General features: G+C 39.0%; 16 protein-coding genes, 1 tRNA gene and 2 rRNA genes (1 of these 19 running past the window's edge). 7 read left to right on the top strand and 12 right to left on the bottom strand.

From position 1 onward, the window contains the following. The 7 genes from DOK79_RS08400 to DOK79_RS08370 form a co-directional block, all read right to left on the bottom strand. A 23S ribosomal RNA gene (locus tag DOK79_RS08400) occupies positions 1–757 on the bottom strand (it extends 2158 nt beyond the left edge of the window). Between the two features lie 181 nt (positions 758–938). After that, positions 939–1011 (bottom strand) — tRNA-Ala (locus DOK79_RS08395). A 77-nt stretch (positions 1012–1088) separates the two neighbouring features. After that, positions 1089–2648, bottom strand: a 16S ribosomal RNA gene (locus DOK79_RS08390). Together the 16S and 23S rRNA genes with 1 tRNA gene alongside form the textbook arrangement of a ribosomal RNA operon. 781 nt (positions 2649–3429) lie before the next feature. Further along, positions 3430–3786, bottom strand: coding sequence for an ArsC/Spx/MgsR family protein (locus DOK79_RS08385; protein ID WP_206857697.1), 357 nt, complete (start codon positions 3784–3786; stop codon positions 3430–3432). A 17-nt stretch (positions 3787–3803) separates the two neighbouring features. Next, positions 3804–4211 carry a transcriptional regulator Spx gene (gene spx / locus DOK79_RS08380; protein WP_019724106.1) on the bottom strand — a complete coding sequence of 136 codons (408 nt, stop codon included), beginning with the start codon at positions 4209–4211 and terminating at the stop codon, positions 3804–3806. Between the two features lie 248 nt (positions 4212–4459). Further along, complete coding sequence (locus DOK79_RS08375; protein WP_206857699.1) at positions 4460–6664, bottom strand: ATP-dependent helicase; 2205 nt, start codon at positions 6662–6664, stop codon at positions 4460–4462. A 279-nt stretch (positions 6665–6943) separates the two neighbouring features. Continuing rightward, positions 6944–7159 carry a hypothetical protein gene (locus tag DOK79_RS08370; protein WP_206857701.1) on the bottom strand — a complete coding sequence of 72 codons (216 nt, stop codon included), beginning with the start codon at positions 7157–7159 and terminating at the stop codon, positions 6944–6946. A gap of 588 nt (positions 7160–7747) precedes the next feature. Here DOK79_RS08370 and DOK79_RS08365 point away from each other — a divergent pair. From DOK79_RS08365 to DOK79_RS08355, 3 genes are all read left to right on the top strand, one after another. Continuing rightward, a complete protein-coding gene (locus tag DOK79_RS08365) occupies positions 7748–8350 on the top strand; it encodes an accessory gene regulator B family protein (RefSeq protein WP_206857705.1) in 603 nt (200 codons plus the stop codon). Between the two features lie 140 nt (positions 8351–8490). Next, positions 8491–9774, top strand: a complete 1284-nt coding sequence (locus tag DOK79_RS08360; protein ID WP_206857706.1) for a sensor histidine kinase — start codon at positions 8491–8493, stop codon at positions 9772–9774. A gap of 4 nt (positions 9775–9778) precedes the next feature. Continuing rightward, the gene (locus tag DOK79_RS08355) at positions 9779–10507 is read left to right on the top strand and encodes a LytR/AlgR family response regulator transcription factor (protein WP_206857708.1); all 729 of its coding nucleotides are present in this window, start codon (positions 9779–9781) and stop codon (positions 10505–10507) included. A 104-nt stretch (positions 10508–10611) separates the two neighbouring features. Here the strand turns inward: DOK79_RS08355 and DOK79_RS08350 are convergent, their stop codons facing one another. Then, positions 10612–12300, bottom strand: a complete 1689-nt coding sequence (locus DOK79_RS08350; RefSeq protein ID WP_242543322.1) for a zinc ABC transporter substrate-binding protein AdcA — start codon at positions 12298–12300, stop codon at positions 10612–10614. Between the two features lie 635 nt (positions 12301–12935). Here DOK79_RS08350 and DOK79_RS08345 point away from each other — a divergent pair. Further along, positions 12936–14117, top strand: a complete 1182-nt coding sequence (locus tag DOK79_RS08345) for an AI-2E family transporter (RefSeq protein ID WP_206857710.1) — start codon at positions 12936–12938, stop codon at positions 14115–14117. A gap of 79 nt (positions 14118–14196) precedes the next feature. On the opposite strand, the gene treC is transcribed toward DOK79_RS08345, so the two are convergent. Then, complete coding sequence (gene treC / locus DOK79_RS08340; protein ID WP_206857712.1) at positions 14197–15822, bottom strand: alpha,alpha-phosphotrehalase; 1626 nt, start codon at positions 15820–15822, stop codon at positions 14197–14199. Between the two features lie 343 nt (positions 15823–16165). On the opposite strand from treC, the gene DOK79_RS08335 reads away from it, so the two are divergent. Continuing rightward, positions 16166–17254 carry an AI-2E family transporter gene (locus DOK79_RS08335; protein ID WP_206857715.1) on the top strand — a complete coding sequence of 363 codons (1089 nt, stop codon included), beginning with the start codon at positions 16166–16168 and terminating at the stop codon, positions 17252–17254. A gap of 158 nt (positions 17255–17412) precedes the next feature. On the opposite strand, the gene DOK79_RS08330 is transcribed toward DOK79_RS08335, so the two are convergent. Genes DOK79_RS08330 through DOK79_RS08320 form a run of 3 tightly spaced genes read right to left on the bottom strand, consistent with a single transcriptional unit; the run spans position 17413 to position 21154 of the window. Beyond that, positions 17413–17712 carry an antibiotic biosynthesis monooxygenase family protein gene (locus tag DOK79_RS08330; RefSeq protein WP_206857722.1) on the bottom strand — a complete coding sequence of 100 codons (300 nt, stop codon included), beginning with the start codon at positions 17710–17712 and terminating at the stop codon, positions 17413–17415. A gap of 17 nt (positions 17713–17729) precedes the next feature. Then, complete coding sequence (locus DOK79_RS08325; RefSeq protein WP_206857723.1) at positions 17730–20441, bottom strand: ABC transporter permease; 2712 nt, start codon at positions 20439–20441, stop codon at positions 17730–17732. Between the two features lie 11 nt (positions 20442–20452). After that, on the bottom strand, positions 20453–21154 hold the full coding sequence (locus tag DOK79_RS08320) for an ABC transporter ATP-binding protein (protein WP_206857725.1): 702 nt from the start codon (positions 21152–21154) through the stop codon (positions 20453–20455). Between the two features lie 233 nt (positions 21155–21387). Here DOK79_RS08320 and rbsR point away from each other — a divergent pair, with 233 nt between their 5' ends. Both rbsR and DOK79_RS08310 read left to right on the top strand, forming a co-directional pair. Next, complete coding sequence (rbsR, locus tag DOK79_RS08315; RefSeq protein ID WP_206857727.1) at positions 21388–22416, top strand: ribose utilization transcriptional repressor RbsR; 1029 nt, start codon at positions 21388–21390, stop codon at positions 22414–22416. A gap of 405 nt (positions 22417–22821) precedes the next feature. Then, positions 22822–24966 carry a glucosaminidase domain-containing protein gene (locus DOK79_RS08310; protein ID WP_206857728.1) on the top strand — a complete coding sequence of 715 codons (2145 nt, stop codon included), beginning with the start codon at positions 22822–22824 and terminating at the stop codon, positions 24964–24966. Positions 24967–25039: the final 73 nt, after the last annotated feature.

Below are 25039 nucleotides of genomic sequence, written 5' to 3'. Positions count from 1 at the left end.
TTTTACCGCACCTTCAACCTGGACATGGGTAGATCACATGGTTTCGGGTCTACGACTACATACTCAAACGCCCTATTCAGACTCGCTTTCGCTGCGGCTCCGTCTCATCAACTTAACCTCGCATGCAATCGTAACTCGCCGGTTCATTCTACAAAAGGCACGCCATCACCCATTAACGGGCTTTGACTTGTTGTAGGCACACGGTTTCAGGTTCTATTTCACTCCCCTTCCGGGGTGCTTTTCACCTTTCCCTCACGGTACTGGTTCACTATCGGTCACTAGGGAGTATTTAGCCTTGGGAGATGGTCCTCCCGGATTCCGACGGAATTCCTCGTGTTCCGCCGTACTCAGGATCCTCCTAGGTGCCTTCCAAATTTCGTCTACGGGGCTTTCACCCTCTTTGACTGACTTTTCCAAGTCATTCGACTATCTGAAAGAACTACCAGATCGGAGTCCTACAACCCCAATGAGCAAGCTCACTGGTTTGGGCTTTTCCCGTTTCGCTCGCCGCTACTCAGGGAATCGAATTTTCTTTCTCTTCCTGCAGGTACTTAGATGTTTCAGTTCTCTGCGTCTACCTCGTATACGCTATGTATTCACGTATACGTAACATCCTATAAAAGATGCTGGGTTCCCCCATTCGGAAATCTCTGGATCATAGCTTACGTACAGCTCCCCAAAGCATATCGGTGTTAGTCCCGTCCTTCATCGGCTCCTAGTGCCAAGGCATCCACCGTGCGCCCTTATTCACTTAACCTTATCAACCTTACGGTTGGGTTTTGATCTTTCTTCTAGCGATAGAAGTCCGATCAAGAAAAATAAGCAATTGAACTTATTAAAAAACTCATTCAACGCGGTGTTCTCGGTTTGTATTACTTACATTTTTACTTCAATATCCAGTTTTCAATGAACAAGTATATAACAACAAATGTTGTTAATGGAGCCTAGCGGGATCGAACCGCTGACCTCCTGCGTGCAAAGCAGGCGCTCTCCCAGCTGAGCTAAGGCCCCGGGTTAAATTTTGAGTAGACCTCTCAAAACTGAACAAAGTATCGACAAACGTGTGTAGTCTCCGTAATATTCCTTAGAAAGGAGGTGATCCAGCCGCACCTTCCGATACGGCTACCTTGTTACGACTTCACCCCAATCATCTATCCCACCTTAGGCGGCTGGCTCCAAAAGGTTACCTCACCGACTTCGGGTGTTACAAACTCTCGTGGTGTGACGGGCGGTGTGTACAAGGCCCGGGAACGTATTCACCGCGGCGTGCTGATCCGCGATTACTAGCGATTCCGGCTTCATGTAGGCGAGTTGCAGCCTACAATCCGAACTGAGAGAAGCTTTAAGAGATTAGCTTAGCCTCGCGACTTCGCGACTCGTTGTACTTCCCATTGTAGCACGTGTGTAGCCCAGGTCATAAGGGGCATGATGATTTGACGTCATCCCCACCTTCCTCCGGTTTGTCACCGGCAGTCTTGCTAGAGTGCCCAACTAAATGATGGCAACTAACAATAAGGGTTGCGCTCGTTGCGGGACTTAACCCAACATCTCACGACACGAGCTGACGACAACCATGCACCACCTGTCACTTTGCCCCCGAAGGGGAAGCTCTATCTCTAGAGTGGTCAAAGGATGTCAAGACCTGGTAAGGTTCTTCGCGTTGCTTCGAATTAAACCACATGCTCCACCGCTTGTGCGGGCCCCCGTCAATTCCTTTGAGTTTCAACCTTGCGGTCGTACTCCCCAGGCGGAGTGCTTAATGCGTTAGCTGCAGCACTGAAGGGCGGAAACCCTCCAACACTTAGCACTCATCGTTTACGGCGTGGACTACCAGGGTATCTAATCCTGTTTGCTCCCCACGCTTTCGAGCCTCAGCGTCAGTTACAGACCAGAGAGCCGCCTTCGCCACTGGTGTTCCTCCATATATCTACGCATTTCACCGCTACACATGGAATTCCACTCTCCTCTTCTGCACTCAAGTCTCCCAGTTTCCAATGACCCTCCCCGGTTGAGCCGGGGGCTTTCACATCAGACTTAAGAAACCGCCTGCGCTCGCTTTACGCCCAATAAATCCGGACAACGCTTGCCACCTACGTATTACCGCGGCTGCTGGCACGTAGTTAGCCGTGGCTTTCTGGTTAGATACCGTCAAGGGGTGAACAGTTACTCTCACCCTTGTTCTTCTCTAACAACAGAGTTTTACGATCCGAAAACCTTCTTCACTCACGCGGCGTTGCTCGGTCAGACTTTCGTCCATTGCCGAAGATTCCCTACTGCTGCCTCCCGTAGGAGTTTGGGCCGTGTCTCAGTCCCAATGTGGCCGATCACCCTCTCAGGTCGGCTATGCATCGTGGCCTTGGTGAGCCGTTACCTCACCAACTAGCTAATGCACCGCGGGTCCATCCATCAGCGGCACCGTAAAGCGCCTTTCAAACCGAAACCATGCGGTTTCGATTGTTATACGGTATTAGCACCTGTTTCCAAGTGTTATCCCCTTCTGATGGGCAGGTTACCCACGTGTTACTCACCCGTTCGCCACTCCTCTTTTTCCGGTGGAGCAAGCTCCGGTGGAAAAAGAAGCGTTCGACTTGCATGTATTAGGCACGCCGCCAGCGTTCGTCCTGAGCCAGGATCAAACTCTCATAATATGCTAGTTCCTCACAGCGATAGCTGATGTGGAACTGTAGTTCGAAATTTACTTTCGAACATCATAATAGTTCATTTGTTAAGCTCAATTTGTTTGCTAGCATATTGCTTGCTTGTTAAAAATGTTTGTTGTCTTGAATTGAATCAAGACGCCCTACACATTTGGTTTGTCTTACTTTGTTCAGTTTTCAAAGGTCTACGTGATAATTGAAACACGACCGCTTCGTTTATCGTTTGTGATTGCCGTAGCAACTTTTATATCTTAGCAAACCATCAATTGATTGTCAACTATTTTTTAAAAGTTTTTTGAACTCGTTTTTCACGAGGTCGTTTTAGCAACTCACTTATCATAACTTGTCGTTTGTTATTTGTCAACAACTTTTTTTGTTTTATCTTTTATAGAGTCAACATTCGTTGCCCACTATCTTAAACGACATCAGTTATATTAACATGTGTTTTTCTGTTCGTCAAGCATTATTTCAAGTTTTATTGATCATGCAAAAACTAAAAAACAACAAAAAAAAATATACCATTGATTCTATTTGATTGTCAATAACTATTTTCTCTGGTCGTACCTGAAGCATTTCTTATTCTGCCCCTCTATATAGTAGGAACCCGAAAAAAATAACTGTTTTTTCTTTGAGAAAATGTGTAGCATGCCTTTGGTAATAAGCCAAAAAATCAGAGAACAGGTGGGTGATATTTTGATTCTTTGGCTTGTTACTAAGGAAAAGCCGGTTATTCCAATTGTCTTTTTCAGTATGTAACTCAATTGGATAAAGTTTATTCATGTAAAATCAATTGTTCCATCAATCGTTGATCGTATCCAACAAACAACGTATCATCGATGATGATCAGAGGCCGTCTTAACAGATGACGTTGCGTTTTGCACAATAATAGAAGTTGTTCTTCTTTATTCTTAGGAAGTCCAGCTTTTATTTTTTTGAATTCAAACGACCATGTAGTAAATAATTGTTCAATATCTGCATTTTCAAAACTACATAGCTCTTTGACTTCTTTATTACTTAATGCTCTGCTTTCTATATCAACGAATTGGTAAGACAAACTTTGCTTTTCTAACCATTGGATCGCTTTGACGGTTATCATACAATTCGTTGAACTATAAATTTTGATTTTCACAACGCCTCCTCCTATTCTTACGAATACAAGACGCTATGTTTCATATAGATCAAGTTTCTTGCCACACCACGAATTTCTCTAGGGATGAATGCACGAATTTCATCTTCATTAAAGCCAATCAATACTCGTTTTTCATCAAGTAAAATCGGACGTCTAAGTAAAGAAGGGTATTCTTTGAACAAACGGATCATTTCTTTCAACGATAAATCATTAAAATCGATGCCTAATTTCTCATAAACTTTTGACCGAGTGGAAATAATATCTTCGACTCCACCTTCAGTCGCGGCCAATATTTGTCGGATCTCATTTTCTGATAGAGGTTCTGCAAAGATATTCTTTTCTTCAAAATCAAGGTGATTCGTTTGTAACCATGCTTTGGCCTTTCTGCAAGATGTACAGCTAGGCGAAGTGTATAGTTTTATCATTTTCTCACTCCTTTTTAATTGTAATCCCATTCTAAACGTAATATCAAAATAATGCCAGTCATACGCTATCTTCAAAATAAATAAAAATCGTTTTATTATAAAAAATAGTTATTTAAACCATTTATAAAACGTTATATTCTTTGATGAAACAACGGTTATTTATAATCAACTTAAATAAATACAGTTATTTATTTTTTTGAATAAAAAAGCAAAGTGAGTGTATTTTTACTCGCTTTGCTTTTTACGATTTATTGGATTTTTTTAACTTTACAACCCGTTTCTTTAATAAAACGAGAAGGTTTTAATTTTCTTTTCCCTTTAAATTCAGGTACACATAAATAAAGGCGATTCCTTGCTCTCGTCATCGCGACATAAAAAAGCCGTCTCTCTTCTTCAATCGTCGTTAACGGTTCTGTTTTCAACTCACTCTTTTGTCTTGTATCTTTCGCCACCGCCCCATTGTAAGGAATCATTCCTTCATTGCAACCGATCAAAAAGACGTTACGGTAACTTAATCCTTTACTTTTGTGGATACTCTGGATACACAGTGCGTCTAGTTTTCCTTTGCGATACGCAATCAGCCTTGTTTTTAGTTCTGCTGCAATCCCTTGGATCTCAAGATATAGTTTTTTCAATTGTTGGATCGTTGGATGTTTCTTGATCGTCTCCAGCAGCCATTCTTTATCGCCTTGCTCGATTTCCTTATACGGTCTTGGTAATCGGCAATATGCCTCGATCAGTGGAACGTATGAACGTTTTGTTGGTTGACTGAATGTTTCTAGGGTATTTACAAAAGCTTTTAGTTCTTTCTCTCTGGATTCTAAGTTAGGACGACGTTTTAATATATAGGCAACAATATCTTGATCATGGTTTTTAGTAGAGAAAAATTGGTCGCATTCATTTGTTTTCAGATAACAATTGATCATCAACTGTCTTAATAATTGTTGATAAGCTTGTGGTTTCAATGGTGCTGCCGCATCATACCAAACGATGAATTTTTGATAGAATTGTTGGAAAAGCTTGATTCCATATATTCCTGCATATTGCGAATCTGCTTCTAAGACAAAAGGGATATCTGTTTGTATCAAATGCTGTACTAAGGCTTGTGTTTGTGAGAGCGAACGATACAACACGATGGATTCTTTGTATTTTCCTTTGTCTGCTATGAAAGTTTTCACTTGCTGGATCAGCCAATCACTTTCCTCTTGTACCGTTTTAAATGATAGAGCCTGCAAGATACCTGCTTCTTTTTGTGCCGGCACCATTGCTTTTGGTATACGGTCTTCTTTATTGAATGTAATCAATCGATTAGCCCCTTGGACGATCGATGCACGCGAGCGATAATTGGTTAATAGAAAAAGTGTTTTTGTTGGATACTCTTTTTCAAATTGTTTGATGTAGTCCGGTTCAGAACCTCTAAAGCCATAGATACTTTGATCATCATCTCCAACAATGATCAACTTGATTGAGGAATCTTTCGTAATCAATTGCACGATTGCCCATTGCAAAGGATTCGTGTCTTGAAATTCATCGATAAATAAATAATCGTATTTTTCTCCTACATATTTTCTGACTTCTTCATTCGAGAGGGCAGCTTTCAAATTCTGTAGTACATCGTTAAACTCAAAAAGTTGCTGTCTTCGTTTTTCTTCAAATAGCTCAGTCATTAATTGATCCATGCGTGCAGAGATAGGTTGCCGTGGCTCTTTCTCGATCGAATCAAACCTTTTTTTGATCAATTGGATGATCTCTTGCTGAGACAGGTTCATATTTTGCCAATAGTCCAAACGGTTAGCGATCGTTTTTTCACCATATTGATCAAAAGAATATAGTTGATATTTTTTTATCAGCTTCTGCAGTAATATATTTACTTTGTAAGGCGTGTCTTTAGAAAATTCACCTTGAATCCCTTCACTAGACAGATGTGGAAATTGGCGCTTGATCTCACTGTACAGACGGTAAAAAATACTATGAAACGTTCCAATCGTCACACTTGTTTTTCTTTGACTGAAATTATCCACTCGTTTTTTCAGTTCATTGGCAGCATTTCTAGTAAACGTAATCATTAAAATTCTTTGTTCTTCTACTTGCTCTTCATTCATCAAGTAAACGGCTTTCGCACAAATCGTTTGCGTCTTCCCGCTCCCAGCGCCTGCAATGATACGTAAGTGTTTACTCATATCATAAGTAATCGCTGCTTTTTGCTCATTGTTAAAGCGATTATAAGAGCGCTTTTCAATATTCTCAAAAAATGATTCATTTGGCTGTTCTTCTGTTTGATGTTCTTCTACCAACCCCGGTGCTTCCCCATATGTAGCTTCATAACTGGCAATTATCTCTTCTTGCATTCGAAAAATTTGTTGGAGCTTTTTATACTTTGTTTCCCAATGGCTGATTTCTCTTTGCAATCGAAGAATTTCTTTCTCACTTTCTTGATTGATCATCTTCCCCATCTTTCTCTTATTTATTTTCTACTCCATTTATTTTCTTTATACTAACAGACCTTTACAAAAAATAAAATGGGGCTTCCCTCTTTTGAGGAGATATTCTTGAACATGAAGAAATGACTCGCTACTAGTAAAATATCTATTGATAAACTTCCAAGATAAACTGGATTTCCTTCATAAAAAGTGGAAAAAAATAGCCAATCAAATCCGAAAATGACGATTCATCATTCCCAATTTGATTGGCTATTTGTAAAAGTTTTGATTCTTATTTATGAATATCTGCTTTTAGTAGCTATATTCTTTTACAGCATTTGATTTACGAACAACTAATTGCCAATGAAGATTTTGTGCGGTTTCGTTGTCTTCATCTGCACAATTGAGAACGCGAACCATCAAACTGTTCTCATAGATTTTTTCAATCTCCGCTTCAATTGGTGAACAGAATAAATCTGATACAAAGGCATAAGTTTTACCGATTTCAAATAGATTTTCATTTTCCATACTATTTCCTCCGTTATGTTGTGCATCTCGCACAGCTTCTTCTGATAAGTTTCTCAAACCACTAAATATTTAATATAAAAACTCACCTTCATCAAGGCTTGTATTTTCACATAGGAACCTCTACTCACGTTATATCAGAAGACAACAACGAAAGGGGAAGAGTAGCTGTTGTCTTCTATACTAGAAGTTAGCAAAACAAAAATATAAGAACGTGTCACTCATATTCTCTTTCACAACCTCTATTACTTTTTAACATAAAATTCCAAACATAACACAAAAATATCATAAAAAGTACTTTTAACATCAAAACTGTTAAATAATCTCACTATTTTTTGGTTTTAGCTCACTTTTTGTTAAAAATCAGAGATCGTTCACTCGATTTTTAGCTGATTTTTCATGATTTAAAGATAAATCTTGCTTTTATTTGTTTTTTTGCACTGAAACAAAACAAAAAACACGTTCCTATATAACAAACATGTTACAAATTTCACTTTTTTAACGGTTTTGATCTTAAAACGCTCTTTTATGAGTTAAAACACTTTTTTTACGCATTTTCGATTAATATATTACTCGGAGGTACGTATAGAGATGAAAAATAAAGTGGTAAATAGAATATTGGCAATATTATTCAACGGTAAACAGGATGAAGAAGATATGACATACATCCAAGTGAAGTTCGCTCTAGAAGTTTTGCTGAACAACCTTGGAAAACTTGCTGTCGTTTTCGTATTTTCTTTATTGACAGGCACATGGGCGGAAACAGGAGTGACTTTTCTCTCCTATATCTGTATTCGCAGATACGCTTATGGTCTTCATTCCGATTCTGAATTTGTTTGCTTACTTTGGACATTGCTTTACTTGTGGGGGGTTCCCTTACTAATGAAACATTATCAATTGACGATCTCTTTTCCTATGATGGTCCTTTTGTTAATCGTTTGTTTTTTCCTTTTGCTTCGCTATGGATCAAGAGGCACAGCGCTGAACCCGATTGCACCAGAGAAACGCCCACCCCTACTAAAAAAAGCGATTTTCATGTATCTTTTATTTGCGGCATTCACATTATTTTTCTCTGCTTCTTATTTTTCTACCTATTTATTACTTGGGATTATTTTAGAAATAGCTACGTTGCTTCCAGTTACAAATTACATGATGAATATTGGAGGAATTTTTTATGAAAAAAACAATCGTTAAACAATTAACTAACCTTTCTGATTTCTTTGTATCTGGCTGCTGCTTCGGTATGAGCTCAGAATTTAAAATACCTGAAAAATTAAAAAAATAAAATCATAAGTATGCTATAATTTGGGAAAACGCAACGGGAGCTGTGCTTTATGTTTCTATGGTCCATAGCCTTGCAATACCTGATTTACACAAGTTCTATCTTACTCATCAATCCCCAAATTAAAAATAAATACCTATTTTCTACGTTTAGTCTCTTAGCAGCGACCCTGCTGGGAATGCTTTACCCGATTTTAGGTATTTTTTCTGCACTTGTTGCAATCGCCATGCTGATTCTGCTTTTCTTTTTCTTTTCATCTTCGCGCCATCATATGATCTATGCCGTACCTTGGGGGTTATTGACTTCCATTTTAGGGGATCATTTGACGAGTGTCGCAGATTTTTTAGTATTGCAGTCAGCTGTCATCGAACCTGGCGATGCGCTACAGTATTTCCATATCGCTGTATCCGCGATATTAGCTTTACTACTTGCTTATGGATTTAAAAAAATTCTAGATAATTGGTCATACATGATCGATCGTCGCATGATCGGTACGATTGGTGCGCTGATTCTACTCACTTACTACATCATTATTTTCTATACCCGTTTTTCTGGCGAAACACCAAAAGTTTTAGCACTAAATACTAGTTTTTTTATGTTGTATCTATGCATAGGTCTTATCATCTTTACTTACTATTGGAAAATATCTAATAAAAAAATGGCGGATCAATTATTAGAACAACGTATCCAGTTACAGCAAGATTACATTCGAGATCTAGAAAAGAATTATCAAGAGCTTAGAGAGTTTAAACACGATTACCAAAATCTGTTGTTTTCTCTAAATAGTTACATTTCTGAAGGCGATCTAGAAGGCTTACAAAAATATTACAATCAAACGATTTTACCTACACGTGAAATGATGAATCTCTTCCCAGCAAATCTTAGCTTACTAGATAAAATGAAAGTACCTGAAATTAGAAGTCTCTTCTCTCTAAAACTAATGATGGCCCAAGAAAAAGGTATCTCTGTCCAATTGACTGTCCCAGAAGAGATCGTTCTCGGGAAGAAATATACGATCAATTTGGTAAGAATGCTTGGGATCATCCTTGATAATGCAATCGAAGGTGCGACGGTAACCAAAAAGAAAAAAATCGAAGTCCTTATCATCAAGAAAAAGCAGTCGTTGATGATACGCGTCATCAATACGACGACTAATACTTTTCCATTGAGTAAATTAAAACAAAAAGGCTTCTCGACAAAAACAAATCCAAAGAATGAAGGATTAGGTTTGTTTATCCTTGATGAACTAACAAAAACGAATCCTTATCTTTTTCTTGAAACAACGATTGAGAATCAGCGATTTTCGCAGACAATCCATATACAATTAAAGGAGTAATTTTATGATTCCCATTTACATTTGTGAAGACGATCCGAAACAACTGGAAGTCATCTCTACAGTAATCAAGAATCGGATCATGATCGAAAATTTGGAGAGTTATGTCCATATTGCTACCTCTGATCCTGTTGAACTCCTCAATGTAGCAAGGGTACGTACGTCTTCTTTTGGTATCTACTTTTTAGATATCGAACTAAAAGACAGTGAGTTAGACGGCATTGCCATTGGCAAACGAGTACGTGACTTGGATTCGCTTGGAAAAATCATTTATGTCACTTCACATACAGATCTTTCCATGACGATTTTGAAAAGCAACATTGAGCCGACTGATTATATTATCAAAGAAGATATTTTTGATTTAAAAGAAAATGTTGAACGGATCTTAAGCAAAATATTTGAAGATTTCCAAACTGCGCCGCTGCAAAAGGATATTTTCAGAATTGAATTCAATGACGAAATCAAGTTTTTACCAATCAGAGATATCCAATACTTTTCTACTGCACAAGGCACGCCTCATAAACTTGAGGTTCACCTGACACATGCACAAATGCAGTTTTATGAGAAGATAAAAGATATCGAAAAGAAAAATCAACACTTTATTCGCTGTCACAAATCTTATGTCATCAATACTCAAAATGTCCGAACAATTAATAAGAAAACACGAGAAGTGACTCTATCCAATGGGGATGTCATCCCTGTTTCGATTCGCGGATTAAAGAAGTTGATTTCTTGAATGCCAGAAAAGGAAAGCAACTGAATCTTTCAATAAAGAAACGAAGAACGAATGAAAAGTCGTAAAGCCCTCTTTTCCATTCATCCTTCGTTTTTTAGTCTCTTTTAATGTGCGATCATTTCTTGCGCGATTTCTTTGCCAGTCATTTCTTCAGGATAGAAAGTTGGCCAATTTTCTATTTCTTCTAATAACGCTTCTTGGCTATCATTTCCTAAGTAGATATGGAAATGATCTGATTTAGTCGGCGCAATTGAATGGTCACTGAATTGTACATACTTGAACGCACCAGAATCAGGATCTTCAGCTTCGAATAAGAAGCGAACCCCACGATTACCTGCTGAATAGTTCAAGATTTCTTTACCCGCATAGCGATACTTAGATTCTTTGACCTCGCCGTTTTTAAAGGTAAAGATCATTGTATCATCTTTGATTTCGATTTTTTCGACATCCGTTTTGTACCCTACTTCATAGTACTCACGGTATTCCTCAGCTGTCATGTCTGGGTTAGTTTTTGCTTTATATTCAAACACTTGATCAAACGTTCCGTCTGCCATATACGTATCGACTGTTTGCCAAACACCGTTCCAGTCTGATAATGGACGATCTTTGACCTCTTCATCTTCAAAGTAACCGTTATAAACTGTTTTTTCTTTCTCTGGCTTCAATGTATCTTCTAATGGGTTTTCAGTATCTGTTGTTTTTTGGAGCGCTTTTAAGTTTGCTTCCATAATTGAGATATATGTTTCGCCATTGTCCATTTGTTCTTTTGTCAATCCTTCTAATGGATTCAACACTGCTAATGATACGCCAGCTTCAGTAGCTAACGTACGAGCGATACTGTCTTTGGCATTTTCTTCAAAATAGATATATTCAATACCATGTTCTTCTACAAATTCTTTTAATTCGGCAATTCTTGCAGCAGATGGTTCTTCGCTTGAAGAAAGACCGGCAATCGGTACTTGATTAAGACCATATTCTAGAGCTAAATAATTAAATGCAGCATGTTGGGTAACAAATGATTTCTGCTTTGCTTGACCCAATGTTTCTTTAAACGTGTTGTGTAGTGCTTCTAATTCTTCTAAATAAGAGGCAGCATTTTCAGTGAATGCTTCTTCTTTTTCTGGGTAAGCTTCGATCAATTGATCACGAATCGTTTCTACTTGCTTCATCGCTAGATTTGGCGCTAACCAGACATGTGGATCTAACTCGTGTGAATGACAGTGGTCTCCGTGGTCGTGATCATGGTCATGATCGTCAGCATCATCGTCGTGGTCATGATCGTGGTCATGATCATCATCAGCGTGATCGTGATCATCGTGGTCGCCATGGTCGTGGTCATGATCGTGGTCATGATCATCATCAGCGTGATCGTGATCATCGTGGTCGCCATGGTCGTGGTGATGTCCATGGTCATCACCAGGTAATAACAACATCCCTTCGGTTGCTTTGATTGGAAGGACATCTCCTTCTTCTAATGTATGTTCAATCGCTGGAACCCACGTTTCCATATTTTCATCATTATAGACAAATACATCTGCCTCTTGGATTTTTGCCATATCTCTTGCAGAAGGTTCGTAGTCATGTGAATCTGTTCCAGCCGGAATCAATAATTCAACATTTCCTTCATCTCCGACGACTTGCTTAGTGAATTCATACATTGGATAAAATGTTGTCATTACATTTAAGCTTTCATCATTTTGTGCATTTGTTTGTGTTGCAGTTTCTCCTGTGCCACAGCTTGCAAGTATCCCTGCAAACAGCAAGCCTCCTACCACCTTGATCCAACGCTTCATCTTATTCGCTCCTTCTCATCTTCTTTCTATGTTTGATTACGATTAGCAAATACAAATCGTAATAGTTACGTTTTAGCAACAGGAATTAATTTAGCATAGAATCAAACGACTCGTCAAGCATTATTGTTAAATTTATTTTATTAAAGTAATTCGCTTGATTTTTCAACTGTATTATTTTCTTTTTATACCCGTTTCAGATTATAATAACTTGGAGTAGAACAAGGTTGTGAGAAAAGCGGTTTGACCTGAACAGTAAGATGGAAAATCAGAAAATAGCTTTTCATATTTTTTGATTTTTCAGCTTAATGTTGAAGGTCAGCTTTTCGAACACCGTTTATTGAGGTTGTGAAAGAAGCGGTCAGCACTGAGTAATAAGACAGGAAAATCAAAAATGGCTTTTTCATTTTGGATTTTCTTGGCTTATTATTGAAGTGTTGCTTCTTGAACACCGTTTATCAAGGTTGTGAGAAAAGCGATTTGACCTGAACATTAAGATGGAAAATCAGAAAATAGCTTTTCATGTTTATACGGCTTGGCTGACGAGTGCAAAGCGCTCATTCGATTTCAATAGTTACTTCGTACGAATGGCTCAACCTCAAAACTAACTACTTATTTCAAGAGAAAGGAGAACTATCGTGGAAAAAAAATCAAAAGAAACTTCCCGACTGATTCGTTTTTTAGGAGGTAAAACTTCGTATTATGTACTTGGTTTACTCGTGATGATTGCGTTGGTCATTTACTTTTTCCAAAAGATTGCTTTTATATTCAGGCCACTGGTTGTCATTTTTATCACGACTTTGCCACCGGTCCTTTTTGCTTTGGTCTTATATTACTTATTAGATCCTTTGATCAAACGTCTCAGCAAGAAATTATCACGTAATCTGTCGGTCATTTTAGTCTTTCTGGTTATCTTATTGTTTATCGGTTTAGGGGCTGTCTGGCTGTTCCCGTTTTTACAACAACAAGCGACTTCACTGGTCCAACAGCTACCTGATCTATTCCAAGATTTCCAACAAACGTTGAGAGACTTTTTAGCACAGACGCCATTTTCTGATACGTTCAATCAATTCTTCGCATCGGTTGATGACTTCACCGATAACTTTACTTCATTCATCGGTAATTACTGGAAGAGTGGGGCTGAAAGTTTAGGCAATCTCTTTTCAGCTGTGACAACGACCTTTATCACATTGTTCACTGGCCCGATTATTGCGTTCTTCCTGTTAAAAGATCCACACAATTTTTATCAAGCGGTCTTAGGTATCGTGCCACCAAAATTTCGGACGGATTTTCGAACATTGACTAAAATTGCGAACCAGCAATTAGGGGCCTTCTTAAAAGGACAGATTATCGCTTCTTTCATTCTAGGGGCTGTCTATTGGGTAACGTTCTTATTGATTGGTTTAGAGTTTGCAAGTATTCTTGCTATCGCTGCTGGTTTGTTATGTATTATTCCTTACATCGGACCATTTGTGGCTTTCTTTCCCGGGCTTTTCATTGCCTTTCAAGATTCAACCTTCATGGCTGTAAAATTCGTGATCGTCTGGTTCGTTGTCCAATTGCTGCACGGAGATCTTGTCGTTCCTCGTGTCATGGGCGATCGTTTACAGATCCATCCCATCACGATTTTGATTGTTTTACTAGTCATGGGTGATCTTCTAGGAATCATGGGCGTTATTTTTGGTATTCCAATCTATACACTGGTCAAACTACTCGTTGTATTCCTCTTTAGAAAATTCAAACAACGGTACAACAAGTTTTACGGTGACCAAGGTGTCTATCAAAAAGCTGACTTTTCAGAGAAAGATTATTTTAAATAACTAAAAAAGGGATAAGAGTGTGACATTAGTCAACTCTTATCCCTTTAAACTGAATAAATAGTGTTCAAAACCCCTACTTCTACTGCAATAATAAAGCGACTGCTTGATAAGGCTTTAACTTCATTTCTTTTTCAACTGTCGTTGGATAATTACTGATCAATACTTTCGCAGCAACAAATTCTTCTGGTAATTCGACTGTCGTTTCGTCTGCGTAAAAGTTGGTCAAGACGAGTAATTTTTGATCGTCAGTTTGTCTAAGATAGCCATAGACTTGTGGATGTTCAGGTACATATGCTTGGTAATCACCGATAGCAATCACTGGATATGTTTTTCTTAATTGAATCAGCTGTTGGTAATAAGCAAAAATCGACTGTTCTTGCTTTTGTTCATTCGCTACATTGATTGTTTCATGCTTTGCTGCTAAAGGCAGCCAAGGTGTCCCAGATGTGAATCCGGCTTGTGGTTCATCTGTCCATTGCATGGGTGTTCGTGAGTTGTCTCGTGATTTTGCTTTGATTCGGCGGAAAGCTTCTTCTTGAGTGAGTCCTTGTTCTTGTAAAAGCTGGTAAGCGTTCAAACTTTCAACGTCCCGATAGTCAGAAATAGATGCAAAGTCTGGATCGATCATCCCGATTTCTTCTCCCATATAGATATATGGCGTTCCTCGATTTAGATGAATCATCGTAGCCAACATTTCTGCCCCTTGTTTGCGGTAATGTTCGACGTCGATAAAGCGATTCAAGGCGCGGGGCTGGTCGTGGTTATTTAAAAATAGAGCATTCCACCCATTTCCTGCACTCATTTCTTCTCCCCAAGTATGGAACAACCGTTTTAATTCTTCAAAATCAAATGCTGGTGTGGTCCATTTATTGCCATTCTCATAATCGACTTTCAAATGATGGAAATTAAATACCATCGACAATTCATTTCGTTCAGGCAGTGTATACAAAATACAGTTTTCGATCGTTGTTGAACTCATTTCTCCAACCGTAATGATTTCAGGATCTTGTCCGAATGTTTCTTTGTTTAGGCGTTGCAAATACGTATGAGTAATCGGCTTATCTGTGTATTCGGCTTTTCCTTCATTTTCTGCATTATCTTTCAGTTCTTCGTCTTTTCCGATCACGTTGATCACATCAAAACGAAACCCTTTGACCCCTTTTTCCATCCAAAAACGGACAACTTTGAACAATTCCTGTTGGACCGCTTCATTACGCCAATTCAAATCGGCTTGAGTTTTATCATATAGATGCAAGTAATATTTACCTGTTTCACCAAATGGTGCCCATGCGTTCCCGCCAAATTTTGACACCCAATCCGTTGGTTCATCTCTTAAAATAAAGAAATCTTGATAATACTTATCCCCGGCCAATGCTTTTTGGAACCATTCATGTTCAATAGAGACATGATTCAACACCATATCCAACATGATGTCGATCTGATATTTTTTCGCTTCAGCGACTAACTCTTCAAAATCGGTCATTGTGCCGAATAATGGATCGATTGCTTGATAATCAGAGATATCATAGCCATTATCTTTTTGCGGACTTGGATAAAAAGGATTCAACCAAATCATATCAACGCCTAATTCATTCAAATAAGGCAATTTTTCTTTAACTCCTGGTAAATCTCCAATCCCATCACCATTCGTGTCACGATATGACTTGGGATAAATCTGATAAATCACTTTTTCTGTAAATGCCATAAGCCAACCCTCCAGCTGATTTTTAACTTGTATATATAAGTTGATAATCCAATTATATCCGAAACGTAAGCGTTTGTAAATCAATGTCACAGGTAAATGAAAAAAGTCTTTTTTTAGGAATATCTCCAGTTTTTCCAGTGAGATGAACCGTTTTGGCTACGTTTGATTCAGTTAAAAACATTTATTTTTTTTAATAAATTCTTCGAAAAATAAATAAATTCTTATAGTTATGTTATATTTGAATATGAGTTGTGCCAGAAATCATCTCATGTCATCTAAAACTGGATGTACGTTTCTTTCACATTCTCAACCATAAAAAGCCACCCAGCGGAGGATCTCTACTATGACTTTTTTAAAACGCTCCAAACTATTTGCTACACTTGTTTTACTCAGTTTGACAGGAATCACTATTTTTATTTTTTCTAAGATCACTTTTATCTTCAGACCCTTAGAAGCGATCATGGCAAGCATTTTCTTGCCAATTTTGATCTCAGTTTTTCTTTTTTATATTTTCCTACCTATTTACAATCAACTCCTCAAATATATAAAATCAAGAACACTCGCTGTTACGTTGATGATGTCGCTGATTTTATTGACTATTTATTTGATCATACAAGTTGTTCTACCGATCATCATTTTAGAAATCAGTCGATTTATCGGGCAAATCCCTCAAATACTGTATGTCTTAGCGGGAAATCTGGATGGATCTTTACTGGAAGAACATTTGCTTACTTTTATTGATACATTAGAATTGAATCAATTGACGCGCTTTGTTTTACAATTTGTCTCAGGAGCAACTTCAAGTTTAGTCAATGTATTCGAAATCGTTTCACGTTCTGCGATCATTCTCTTCACGATCCCACTTTTGTTGATTTATATGTTCAAAGATGGGGATAAGATTCCTGCTACTTTGACACGTTACATGCCTAAGAAATTCCATCAGCTAGTCAGAGATTGGTGTCATGATTTCCACTTAGCTGCTTCGACCTATATCAGTGGCAAGCTATTGGTTTGTATGTATGTCGGTGTAGGAAGTTATCTTGTTTTCAAAGTATTGGGCTTGCCAAATGCGTTATTGCTTGCCTTGATTTGCGGATTGATGGATATCATCCCATATTTTGGTCCATTTATTGGTGCGGCACCTGCGTTACTCTATGCTTTGAGTCAAGACGTCAAAACAGCTTTACTCTTAGTAGCCTTCATCACCTTGATCCAATTTGGTGAGTCATACTTAGTTTCCCCTCTCGTGATGAATAAAATGATCCACATCCATCCGATTGCGACTGTTTTTCTTTTACTTGTCGCTGGGAACTTGTTTGGTTTATTAGGGATGATCCTCGTGCTGCCAACATATACGATCATCCGAGAAATGATTCGCAGCTTTATTCGTTTTAAAAAAAATGAAGGTACCATGCCAAAATTTACTGAATAAACTCGAACAATAAGAATGGATAAGCAGAATGCAATACGCTGTTTATCCATTTTTTGTGTTTGTCTCTTTTTTATTTTCCTATATTTAGCCGACAAAAAACCGCTTATTGCTCTCTTCTTTTTCAAGAATTCGCAATAAACGGATAAATATTGTTCTTTCTAATCGCTGGGTTCATCGATAAAACGCTGGACCTTCATTTTTAAGTGGTATTTTTTTCGTAATTCAGCGATTTCCACCATCATTTCTGATTGGTGATGGCGATCGATTGCTGCTTGATCCGCCCAACGATCCACTAATAAAATCGTTTCATCTTCTTCTAAAGGAATGAAATACTCATAACGTTCATTTCCTTCTTGTGCTCGAATGCGTTCAACGATTCCACGTTCGGTCATTTCTTTCGCAAATGCCTTTGCACTGCCTTCTTTTCCTGTATACAAGATATTCACAGTAATACTCATAATCATCCTCCTACTCATTATTCATTTGATTTCAAGGCATCGATCATGTCGATATGTTTCAATTTGAAATGAGTCACGATCATCACGATCACCGTGAATAAGATCGTTAAAACAGCAGATAGTGTATAAGCGACCCAAGTAATCACTAATGGGAAGATCACTGATTCCATTGATGCTTGACGTAAGATAAAATCAGTTAAAACATAGCCAATCCCAAATCCTCCAAGGATCCCTAACAAAGTAAAGATGATATTTTCTCGAACGATATACATCGTCACTTCTTTATCAAAAAAGCCTAAAACTTTGATCGTAGATAACTCGCGAACACGTTCGGAGATATTGATATTCGTTAAGTTGTATAACACGATAAATGCCAACAAGCCTGATAGAACAACGAAGATGATAACTACCGCATCTAAATTAGAAAGAGATTCTTCTTGGTTCTTGATCTGTGTTGAGATAAACGAAGTATTCGTGACTGCCCCAGTTTTCAATAATTCTTCTGATAACGTGTCTTCTTCATCCTTCGACATCTTTTCTGTTTTGATCAAGTACGCATTTGTCGTCATCGGCTGTCCAGAAATTTCTTCATAATAGGCTGGGCTCATGTAGACGAAATTCCCTAAATAATTTTGCAAAATGACCTCCACTGTACCGTGTAGCTTTTGTTGATCATCATCATACAGCTCGATCGTATCACCGACAGATAAATCAAATAGTTCTGCCGCTTTTCGGGTGATTGCAAGTCCAGAATCTGGCAAGTCGACCGCTTGATCATCCGTTGTTTTCAAATGAATAAATGTTTCTAAAGCTTGTTCCTTTTCTGGTACCATCAAAGTCAAACTCTGTGACGCTTGTCCTTTTTTGCGTAGCTCAACAGTTTGCGTATCGATTGCTAAACGGTCAGTGATCTTCGCTTGATCATCCATTGCCTCATTAACTTCCTTTTGACTCGCTTCATCGGTTTGATTAGTTGTTACGATGGCTTGGTAATCAATGATCGGGCCGAATTGTTTGTCGGAAACAGAACTAAGTGAATCTTTTAACCCTACTCCAGCGACCATCAATCCTGCACAGCCGGCAATTCCGACGATTGCCATAAACATCCGTGACTTATAGCGGAAAAGGTTACGATAACTGATTTTTTGATTAAAGCTTAGACGTGACCAAAGAGGCGTAATGTATTCTAAAAGAATTCTTTTCCCTGGTTTTGGCGCCTTAGGTTGCAATAAAGCAGCTGGTCGTTCGCGCAAATCTTTGAATAATACTAACATCGCCGCACCAAAAGCTGCGATGAAAAATGCAATTGCTGCTTGGATGATCGGTGGCCAATCATAAAAAATCACCGCACTGCCGATATCATAACGTTCATTGGAAAGTTCATAAATGATTCGCGGTAAAAGATTTGTTCCTAGTACCGTTCCTAAAATAATCCCAATGCCAGACGCGAGACAAGCATAAATGGCATATTTTTTGGCAATCTCTAATTTACTATAGCCTAAAGCTTTCAGTGTACCGATTTCTCGACGGTTTTCTTCTACCCTCCGCGTCATCGTCGTAAAAGTGATCAATGCCGCAATAAAGAAGAAAAAGACAGGAAAGACATTCGCGATAGCTGCAATTCGTTCTGCTAGATCGCCGAATTCCTGAAAGCCGACGTTTTCTGAGCGTTCTTTGAAAAGATACGTTGGCTTTTCTAACTCATTGATTGTTTCTTCATTCTCAGTAATCGTTGCTTCAGCCTCTGTCAGCTCAGCTTCTTTTGTCGTCAATTGTGCTTCTTGTTCTGATAATTGACTTTCTTGCTCAGCCAACGCACTCAACGCTGGTGTTCGTTGTGGTTCTGGTAACTGCGCCAAGGCTTGGCGTTGTTGATCGATCTGCATTCTCGCTGTTGCTAGCTGACTTTTCGCATCCGCTAATTGTGATTTTCCATCTGCAACTTCTTGTTTTGCAGGGGCTAAAGCATCCTTGCCTTCTTGCTGTAGTTGTTCTAAACGTTGCTGTGGTCGTTCTTTAAACAACTCTTCCAGCTTTTCGATATTCTTTTCCATCTCTTCTTGGTATTCTGCACTGTACGTATTCAGATCATCGACATTCGCAAAGTCAAGAGTTAAAACCGATTGGATATCCGTTGTAAAATTCGCTTGTGGGACATAGGCAAAGTAATCGATGCTCCCATTGCCGACATTTGCAAAACCTCGTTCCAAGTTATTGATGAATAAAGGCGAACGGACAAAACCGACGATTTTATAATCTGTCTCTTTCAAGTCGTCTGTTTCGATCGTATAGGTGTCACCAATGCGATACCCTTGATTTTCAGCTTTCTCATCTAACACAAGTTCGTCTTCTGCTTGAGGCAATCGACCATCGACTACCGTCAATTGATTCTGTTTCATGTCAGGATCATAAGAGAAAACTTGGACAACTTCATTTTTATTCGCATTTGCGTAAAAAAGCTGTTTCCCCGTCTCAACTGTGACACCGGAGAGCTTTTCTGCCTGAGCAACGTCCTCTTCGGTCAAGCCTGCCGTTGAAACGATCTGTAAATCAGAGAGTTTGCCTGCTCGGACATATTCATCCATCGTTTTTTGCATCACAGGACCGGCTGTCTTAACACCGACATACAGTAGCGTGCCGAGTAAAATGATCAAAATGATTGCGATGAACCGCCCTTTTGATTGGCGAATCTCACGAAACCCTGCTTTCAGGTAAGTTTTATTTTTCATTACAGACCTCCTTACCAAACAAGTTCATCAATTGATGAAGGGTGTTCATTCAATTCGACTGCTCGGACTTTTGCATCGTTGATATGGATCACTCGATCAGCGATTGGCGCTAAAGCCGAGTTATGTGTAATGATCAATACTGTATTTCCATGTTCACGGCTAGCATTTTGCAACAATTTCAATACTTGTTTTCCTGTTTCAAAGTCCAACGCGCCAGTCGGTTCATCACAAAGTAATAATTTTGGATTTTTCGCAAGTGCTCGTGCAATGGATACCCGTTGCTGCTCGCCACCGGATAATTGGGACGGAAAATTATTCAACCGATGCGCCAGTCCAACTTGCGTCAAGACTTCTACTGGGTCTAACGCATTTGGCGATACTTCTGTCGCTAACTCGACATTTTCTTTTGCGGTCAAGTTAGGAACGAGATTATAGAATTGAAAAACAAAGCCCACATCTGTGCGACGATAAGCCGTCAATTGTTTGTCATTGAATTGCGCAATATCTGTCTCATCAATGATGATCTGTCCTTCATCTGGTGTATCCATCCCACCTAAAATATTCAATACTGTTGACTTCCCAGCCCCACTAGGACCTAGGATGATCACTAATTCTCCTTTTTCAATGGAGAATGAAATATCGTCATTCGCTGTAATCGTTGTTTCGCCCATCTGGTAACGCTTAAATTCATTTTTTACTTCTACGTATTTCATATCACTTCCACCTTCATTCTCCAGTTTGCTTTTTCTATTTAATCGATCCCTTCTATTCTAACATTGAAATCAAAGGTTGTGAAAAAAACCTTTTTGAAAAAAGGAATAAAAACGATTTGACAAGTCTACCGCCGATACGCTCAAAACCTAAAAAGAGACAAAGTCATTTCTCTCATTTACTTCTTTACGTATTCATGGGAAAATGGCACTAAGAAAGAGATAGGAGTATAGCAATGGGAAAGAAAAAAGTGACGATCAAAGACGTTGCGAAACATTCAGGCGTATCCATCGCAACTGTCTCATTGATCTTGAATGGCAATGAAGCAAAGTTCCATCCAGATACAGTCAAAAAAGTGGTGAAAGCAAGAGATGAATTAGGCTACCAGCCCGATTACATTGCTCGACAAATGATCACCAAGAAAACAAAAACGATCGGTGTTCTGGTACCCGATATTACCAATCCTTTTTTCAATACATTGATGCAAGGAATTGAAGATTGTCTTTACCAACAAAATTTTGTCACGATTTTATGTAATGCAGATTTTGACCACCAAAAAGAAACCGATTATTTACTGGAGTTGACGCAACGCGGTGTCGATGGTTTTATCATTGCCTCATCAGCTGTCTCAACAAAAACACTTCAAAATTCTTTGAAAAAACAAGGCAAACCATTTATCGTATTAGATCAGAAAAAAGCAGAAGGCTACAGTGACGCAGTTTTAACCGATGACTATCACGGTGGATATTTAGCCGGTGAGCATCTATTAGGCTTAGGACATCAGGAGATTGCTTTGGTTTATCCACAGCAAACGCCCCAAAATGTCCAAAATCGGATCGATGGTTTTCTGGCGGCATGTAAAAAGGGCGAACATTCTGAGAAACAGCTCCATTGGTTCCCCGCTGAGTTTTCTAAAAAAGGCGGCTATGAGATCGTTCCTGATCTGCTTTCTTCTCCTACTACAGCGATCTTTGCATTGAATGATGAGTTAGCTTTTGGGGTCTATCGTGGTTTAGCGGAGCATGATAAAGTGATTCCCGAAGATTATAGCATTATCGGTTACGATAATATCGATATGTGTGAATACATGAAACCTAAATTAACGACCATTGCTCAACCCATTTTGGAATTAGGGAAAGCGACTGCTCGTTTACTTTTAGATCGTATCCAAAGTCCCGATAAATCATGGGAAGAACTTTTATTGCCGGTAGAGTTGGTCCAACGATCCTCCACTCAATCGCTCAACAGATCATCAAATCAATGAAACGAGCATTTCTTACGAACCAATGACGACTAATTCTGTTGTCATTGGTTTTATTTTTACGTCATGTTATTTTATCGTTTTATTTACCCTCGAAAAACCTTTTATTTGCGCCTTATTTTTCACATTAGTTATTTAACGAAATGTTTTGAAGAAATGTTAAATCTTTGGTAAACTGATAGTAAGTGTACTCATTTCCCCCAAAATTTGTGCCCCCACAAATGAAATAGGGTACATCCAATAATGAATGTTCGAACGAATGAATGACTACTCATCGCTTTTGTCCAGATGTTGAATTGTTTTTTTGTCAGTCAATAAAGCTTGATTTTATTGACGAAATCAAACAACTGACCGAACAGGTAGCGCTTTTTTAGCGCAACTGTGGAAAAAGAAAAGGAGTATTTCATTATGAAGAAAAAAACAGCAATACGCCTACTTGCAGCATCTTGGCTGATTGCTCCAACGTTGTTATCTACACAATCTGCGTTTGCAACAACTAGTCGGACCCAAACATCCAGCAGCTCTCTCATTGCTGAGCGCCCGACGTTTACGACCGAATCAAGTACGAGTGATTCGACCGTCTCAAGTTCTTCCACTGATTCTTCGGATAGTACGCAGGAATCCACAGAAGAATCTTCCGAAGCAGCAACTCGGACGCTAACGATTGCTCGAAACCTACGTGGAAAAATCAAACTGAGGATCGTTGATGAAGAGGAAGAAGAAGCCGATATCAAGACAAGAGAATATACTGAAGAGGATTTTCTAGAGATTTCTAAATCCGGAAAAGTCAAAGATTTAGAAGAAGGTACCAAAGTTACATATATGATCACACCTGCGGCAAACGAACGATTGGTTTCGGTCAAAATCGAAGGCGCGCAAGAAATAGACTATACTAAGCAAATGTTTACAGTTGGTGTGACTGATTTAACGATCACTGGCAAATTTGAATCGACGACTTCCCCTTCTGAACCATCAACGCCTGAAGAAGAAACGACAGATTCTTCTCAGCCAACCCCAGTCACGCCAGAGGTCCCAGATAATGGGAATAGTGGCAATTCTGGAAATAGCGGGAACAACAATGGAAACAATAACGGCAATTCAAATACGGGAAATACCACGAACCCTTCAAGACCGCCAAGTTCTTCGAATAATAATGGGAACTCAAATACAAACGGTTCTACCGGGTCAACGAACAATACAGGCTCATCTTCAAATCAGACAGCAAACACGAATCGTCCGTCGACGCCTGATCGAATCGAAAATCCTTCTTCAGAATCATCTGATTTTGTTGTCAAAACACCGATTGAAGCTGTTCTACCGACAAATACGACTAGTATACAACAAGCACTTGTCAAAGAAGCCTATAAGCATTTAGGGAAACCTTATGTTTGGGGTGCCAAAGGACCTGCTACTTTTGATTGCTCTGGTTTGACTTATTTTATTTACAAACAAGTCACGGGCTATTCCATTGGTGGTTGGACGGGCGAACAACAATACGCTGGAACTAAAATCCCAGTTGATCAAGCGCAACCAGGCGATTTAGTCTTCTGGGGTCCTTCTACCGGTATCACGCACCATGTCGGTATTTATATCGGTAACGGGAATTATATCCATGCGCCCCAACCGGGTGACCATGTACGGATCACTTCGCTCAAAGCATACACACCTAATTTTGCCTTACGTGTCAATTTAGCAGGCTTACCACGAGCAACGGGATCTTTAGCTAGCTCGCCGATTTTAGACGGATTGAATGAGACGTTCCACTTCACACAAAACCAGACGACTGACCAATTTTTAGAAAAAATCGCAGAGGATGCGCGAGAAATCGGTCAAGAAGAAGATATTTATGCTTCTGTCATGATGGCACAAGCTATTTTAGAGAGTGGTTCTGGGAATAGCTTGCTTTCTCGCTCACCTAACTATAATCTATTTGGGATCAAGGGTGCTTATAAAGGAAGTAGCGTTTCCTTCAATACTTTAGAACAAACATCCGCCGGTCAAAATTATCAGATTCGTGCAGCTTTTCGGAAATATCCTTCTTACAAAGAAAGCTTAGAAGATTACGCCGATTTGATCAAAAATGGTCTGTCCCATAATTCTGATTTTTATAAACCGACATGGAAATCTGAGACTAAAGATTTCCGTGAAGCAACGAAGTATTTAGAAGGACGCTATGCAACGGATCGTCAATATTCTAGAAAATTGAATGCGATCATCGAAGCCTACGATTTAACGCAATTCGATGAACCAAAAGAACAAGAGAAGAATGAGGAAGAAACAAATGAACAAAGTGATTCCTTTGTGGTTCCAATCCGTTGGCAACGCCCTTCTCCTACATTCTCACGAATGAATATTTCACTGTTCAATCAAAGAAATCCTTCACTGCTTTATTTATCAGAATTAAGATTTGCTTCATTTTGGGATCTATGGCACCATTTCTCAGTGAGAGAGATCCCACAGAAGCTTTCTGTAACCGTTAGGGAAACCGACCAGCCACTGGCTAGCCGCTTGAATCTTGATCGTGTCTTTCGGATGAAACAGTTTTTAAGATAACAACTTGGATAGACTAGAACCAGAAAGCAAAAGTTGATGGCTGACTTTTGCTTTCTGGTTCTTTTTACGTAGC

The organism is Enterococcus sp. DIV1094, from assembly GCF_017316305.2.
GTDB classification, from domain to species: domain Bacteria; phylum Bacillota; class Bacilli; order Lactobacillales; family Enterococcaceae; genus Enterococcus_B; species Enterococcus_B mangumiae.
The sequence above is the reverse complement of the archived record's forward strand: the minus strand, read 5'-3'. Positions and strand labels throughout refer to the sequence as shown.

Bases quoted from the DNA above. Each gene is read 5' to 3' on its own strand.
- spx (WP_019724106.1), bottom strand. From the start codon at position 4,211: ATGATAAAACTATACACTTCGCCTAGCTGTACATCTTGCAGAAAGGCC.
- DOK79_RS08375 (WP_206857699.1), bottom strand. From the start codon at position 6,664: ATGGGGAAGATGATCAATCAAGAAAGTGAGAAAGAAATTCTTCGATTG.
- DOK79_RS08370 (WP_206857701.1), bottom strand. From the start codon at position 7,159: ATGGAAAATGAAAATCTATTTGAAATCGGTAAAACTTATGCCTTTGTA.
- DOK79_RS08365 (WP_206857705.1), top strand. From the start codon at position 7,748: ATGAAAAATAAAGTGGTAAATAGAATATTGGCAATATTATTCAACGGT.
- DOK79_RS08360 (WP_206857706.1), top strand. From the start codon at position 8,491: ATGTTTCTATGGTCCATAGCCTTGCAATACCTGATTTACACAAGTTCT.
- DOK79_RS08355 (WP_206857708.1), top strand. From the start codon at position 9,779: ATGATTCCCATTTACATTTGTGAAGACGATCCGAAACAACTGGAAGTC.
- DOK79_RS08350 (WP_242543322.1), bottom strand. From the start codon at position 12,300: ATGAAGCGTTGGATCAAGGTGGTAGGAGGCTTGCTGTTTGCAGGGATA.
- treC (WP_206857712.1), bottom strand. From the start codon at position 15,822: ATGGCATTTACAGAAAAAGTGATTTATCAGATTTATCCCAAGTCATAT.
- DOK79_RS08335 (WP_206857715.1), top strand. From the start codon at position 16,166: ATGACTTTTTTAAAACGCTCCAAACTATTTGCTACACTTGTTTTACTC.
- DOK79_RS08330 (WP_206857722.1), bottom strand. From the start codon at position 17,712: ATGAGTATTACTGTGAATATCTTGTATACAGGAAAAGAAGGCAGTGCA.
- DOK79_RS08325 (WP_206857723.1), bottom strand. From the start codon at position 20,441: ATGAAAAATAAAACTTACCTGAAAGCAGGGTTTCGTGAGATTCGCCAA.
- DOK79_RS08320 (WP_206857725.1), bottom strand. From the start codon at position 21,154: ATGAAATACGTAGAAGTAAAAAATGAATTTAAGCGTTACCAGATGGGC.
- rbsR (WP_206857727.1), top strand. From the start codon at position 21,388: ATGGGAAAGAAAAAAGTGACGATCAAAGACGTTGCGAAACATTCAGGC.
- DOK79_RS08310 (WP_206857728.1), top strand. From the start codon at position 22,822: ATGAAGAAAAAAACAGCAATACGCCTACTTGCAGCATCTTGGCTGATT.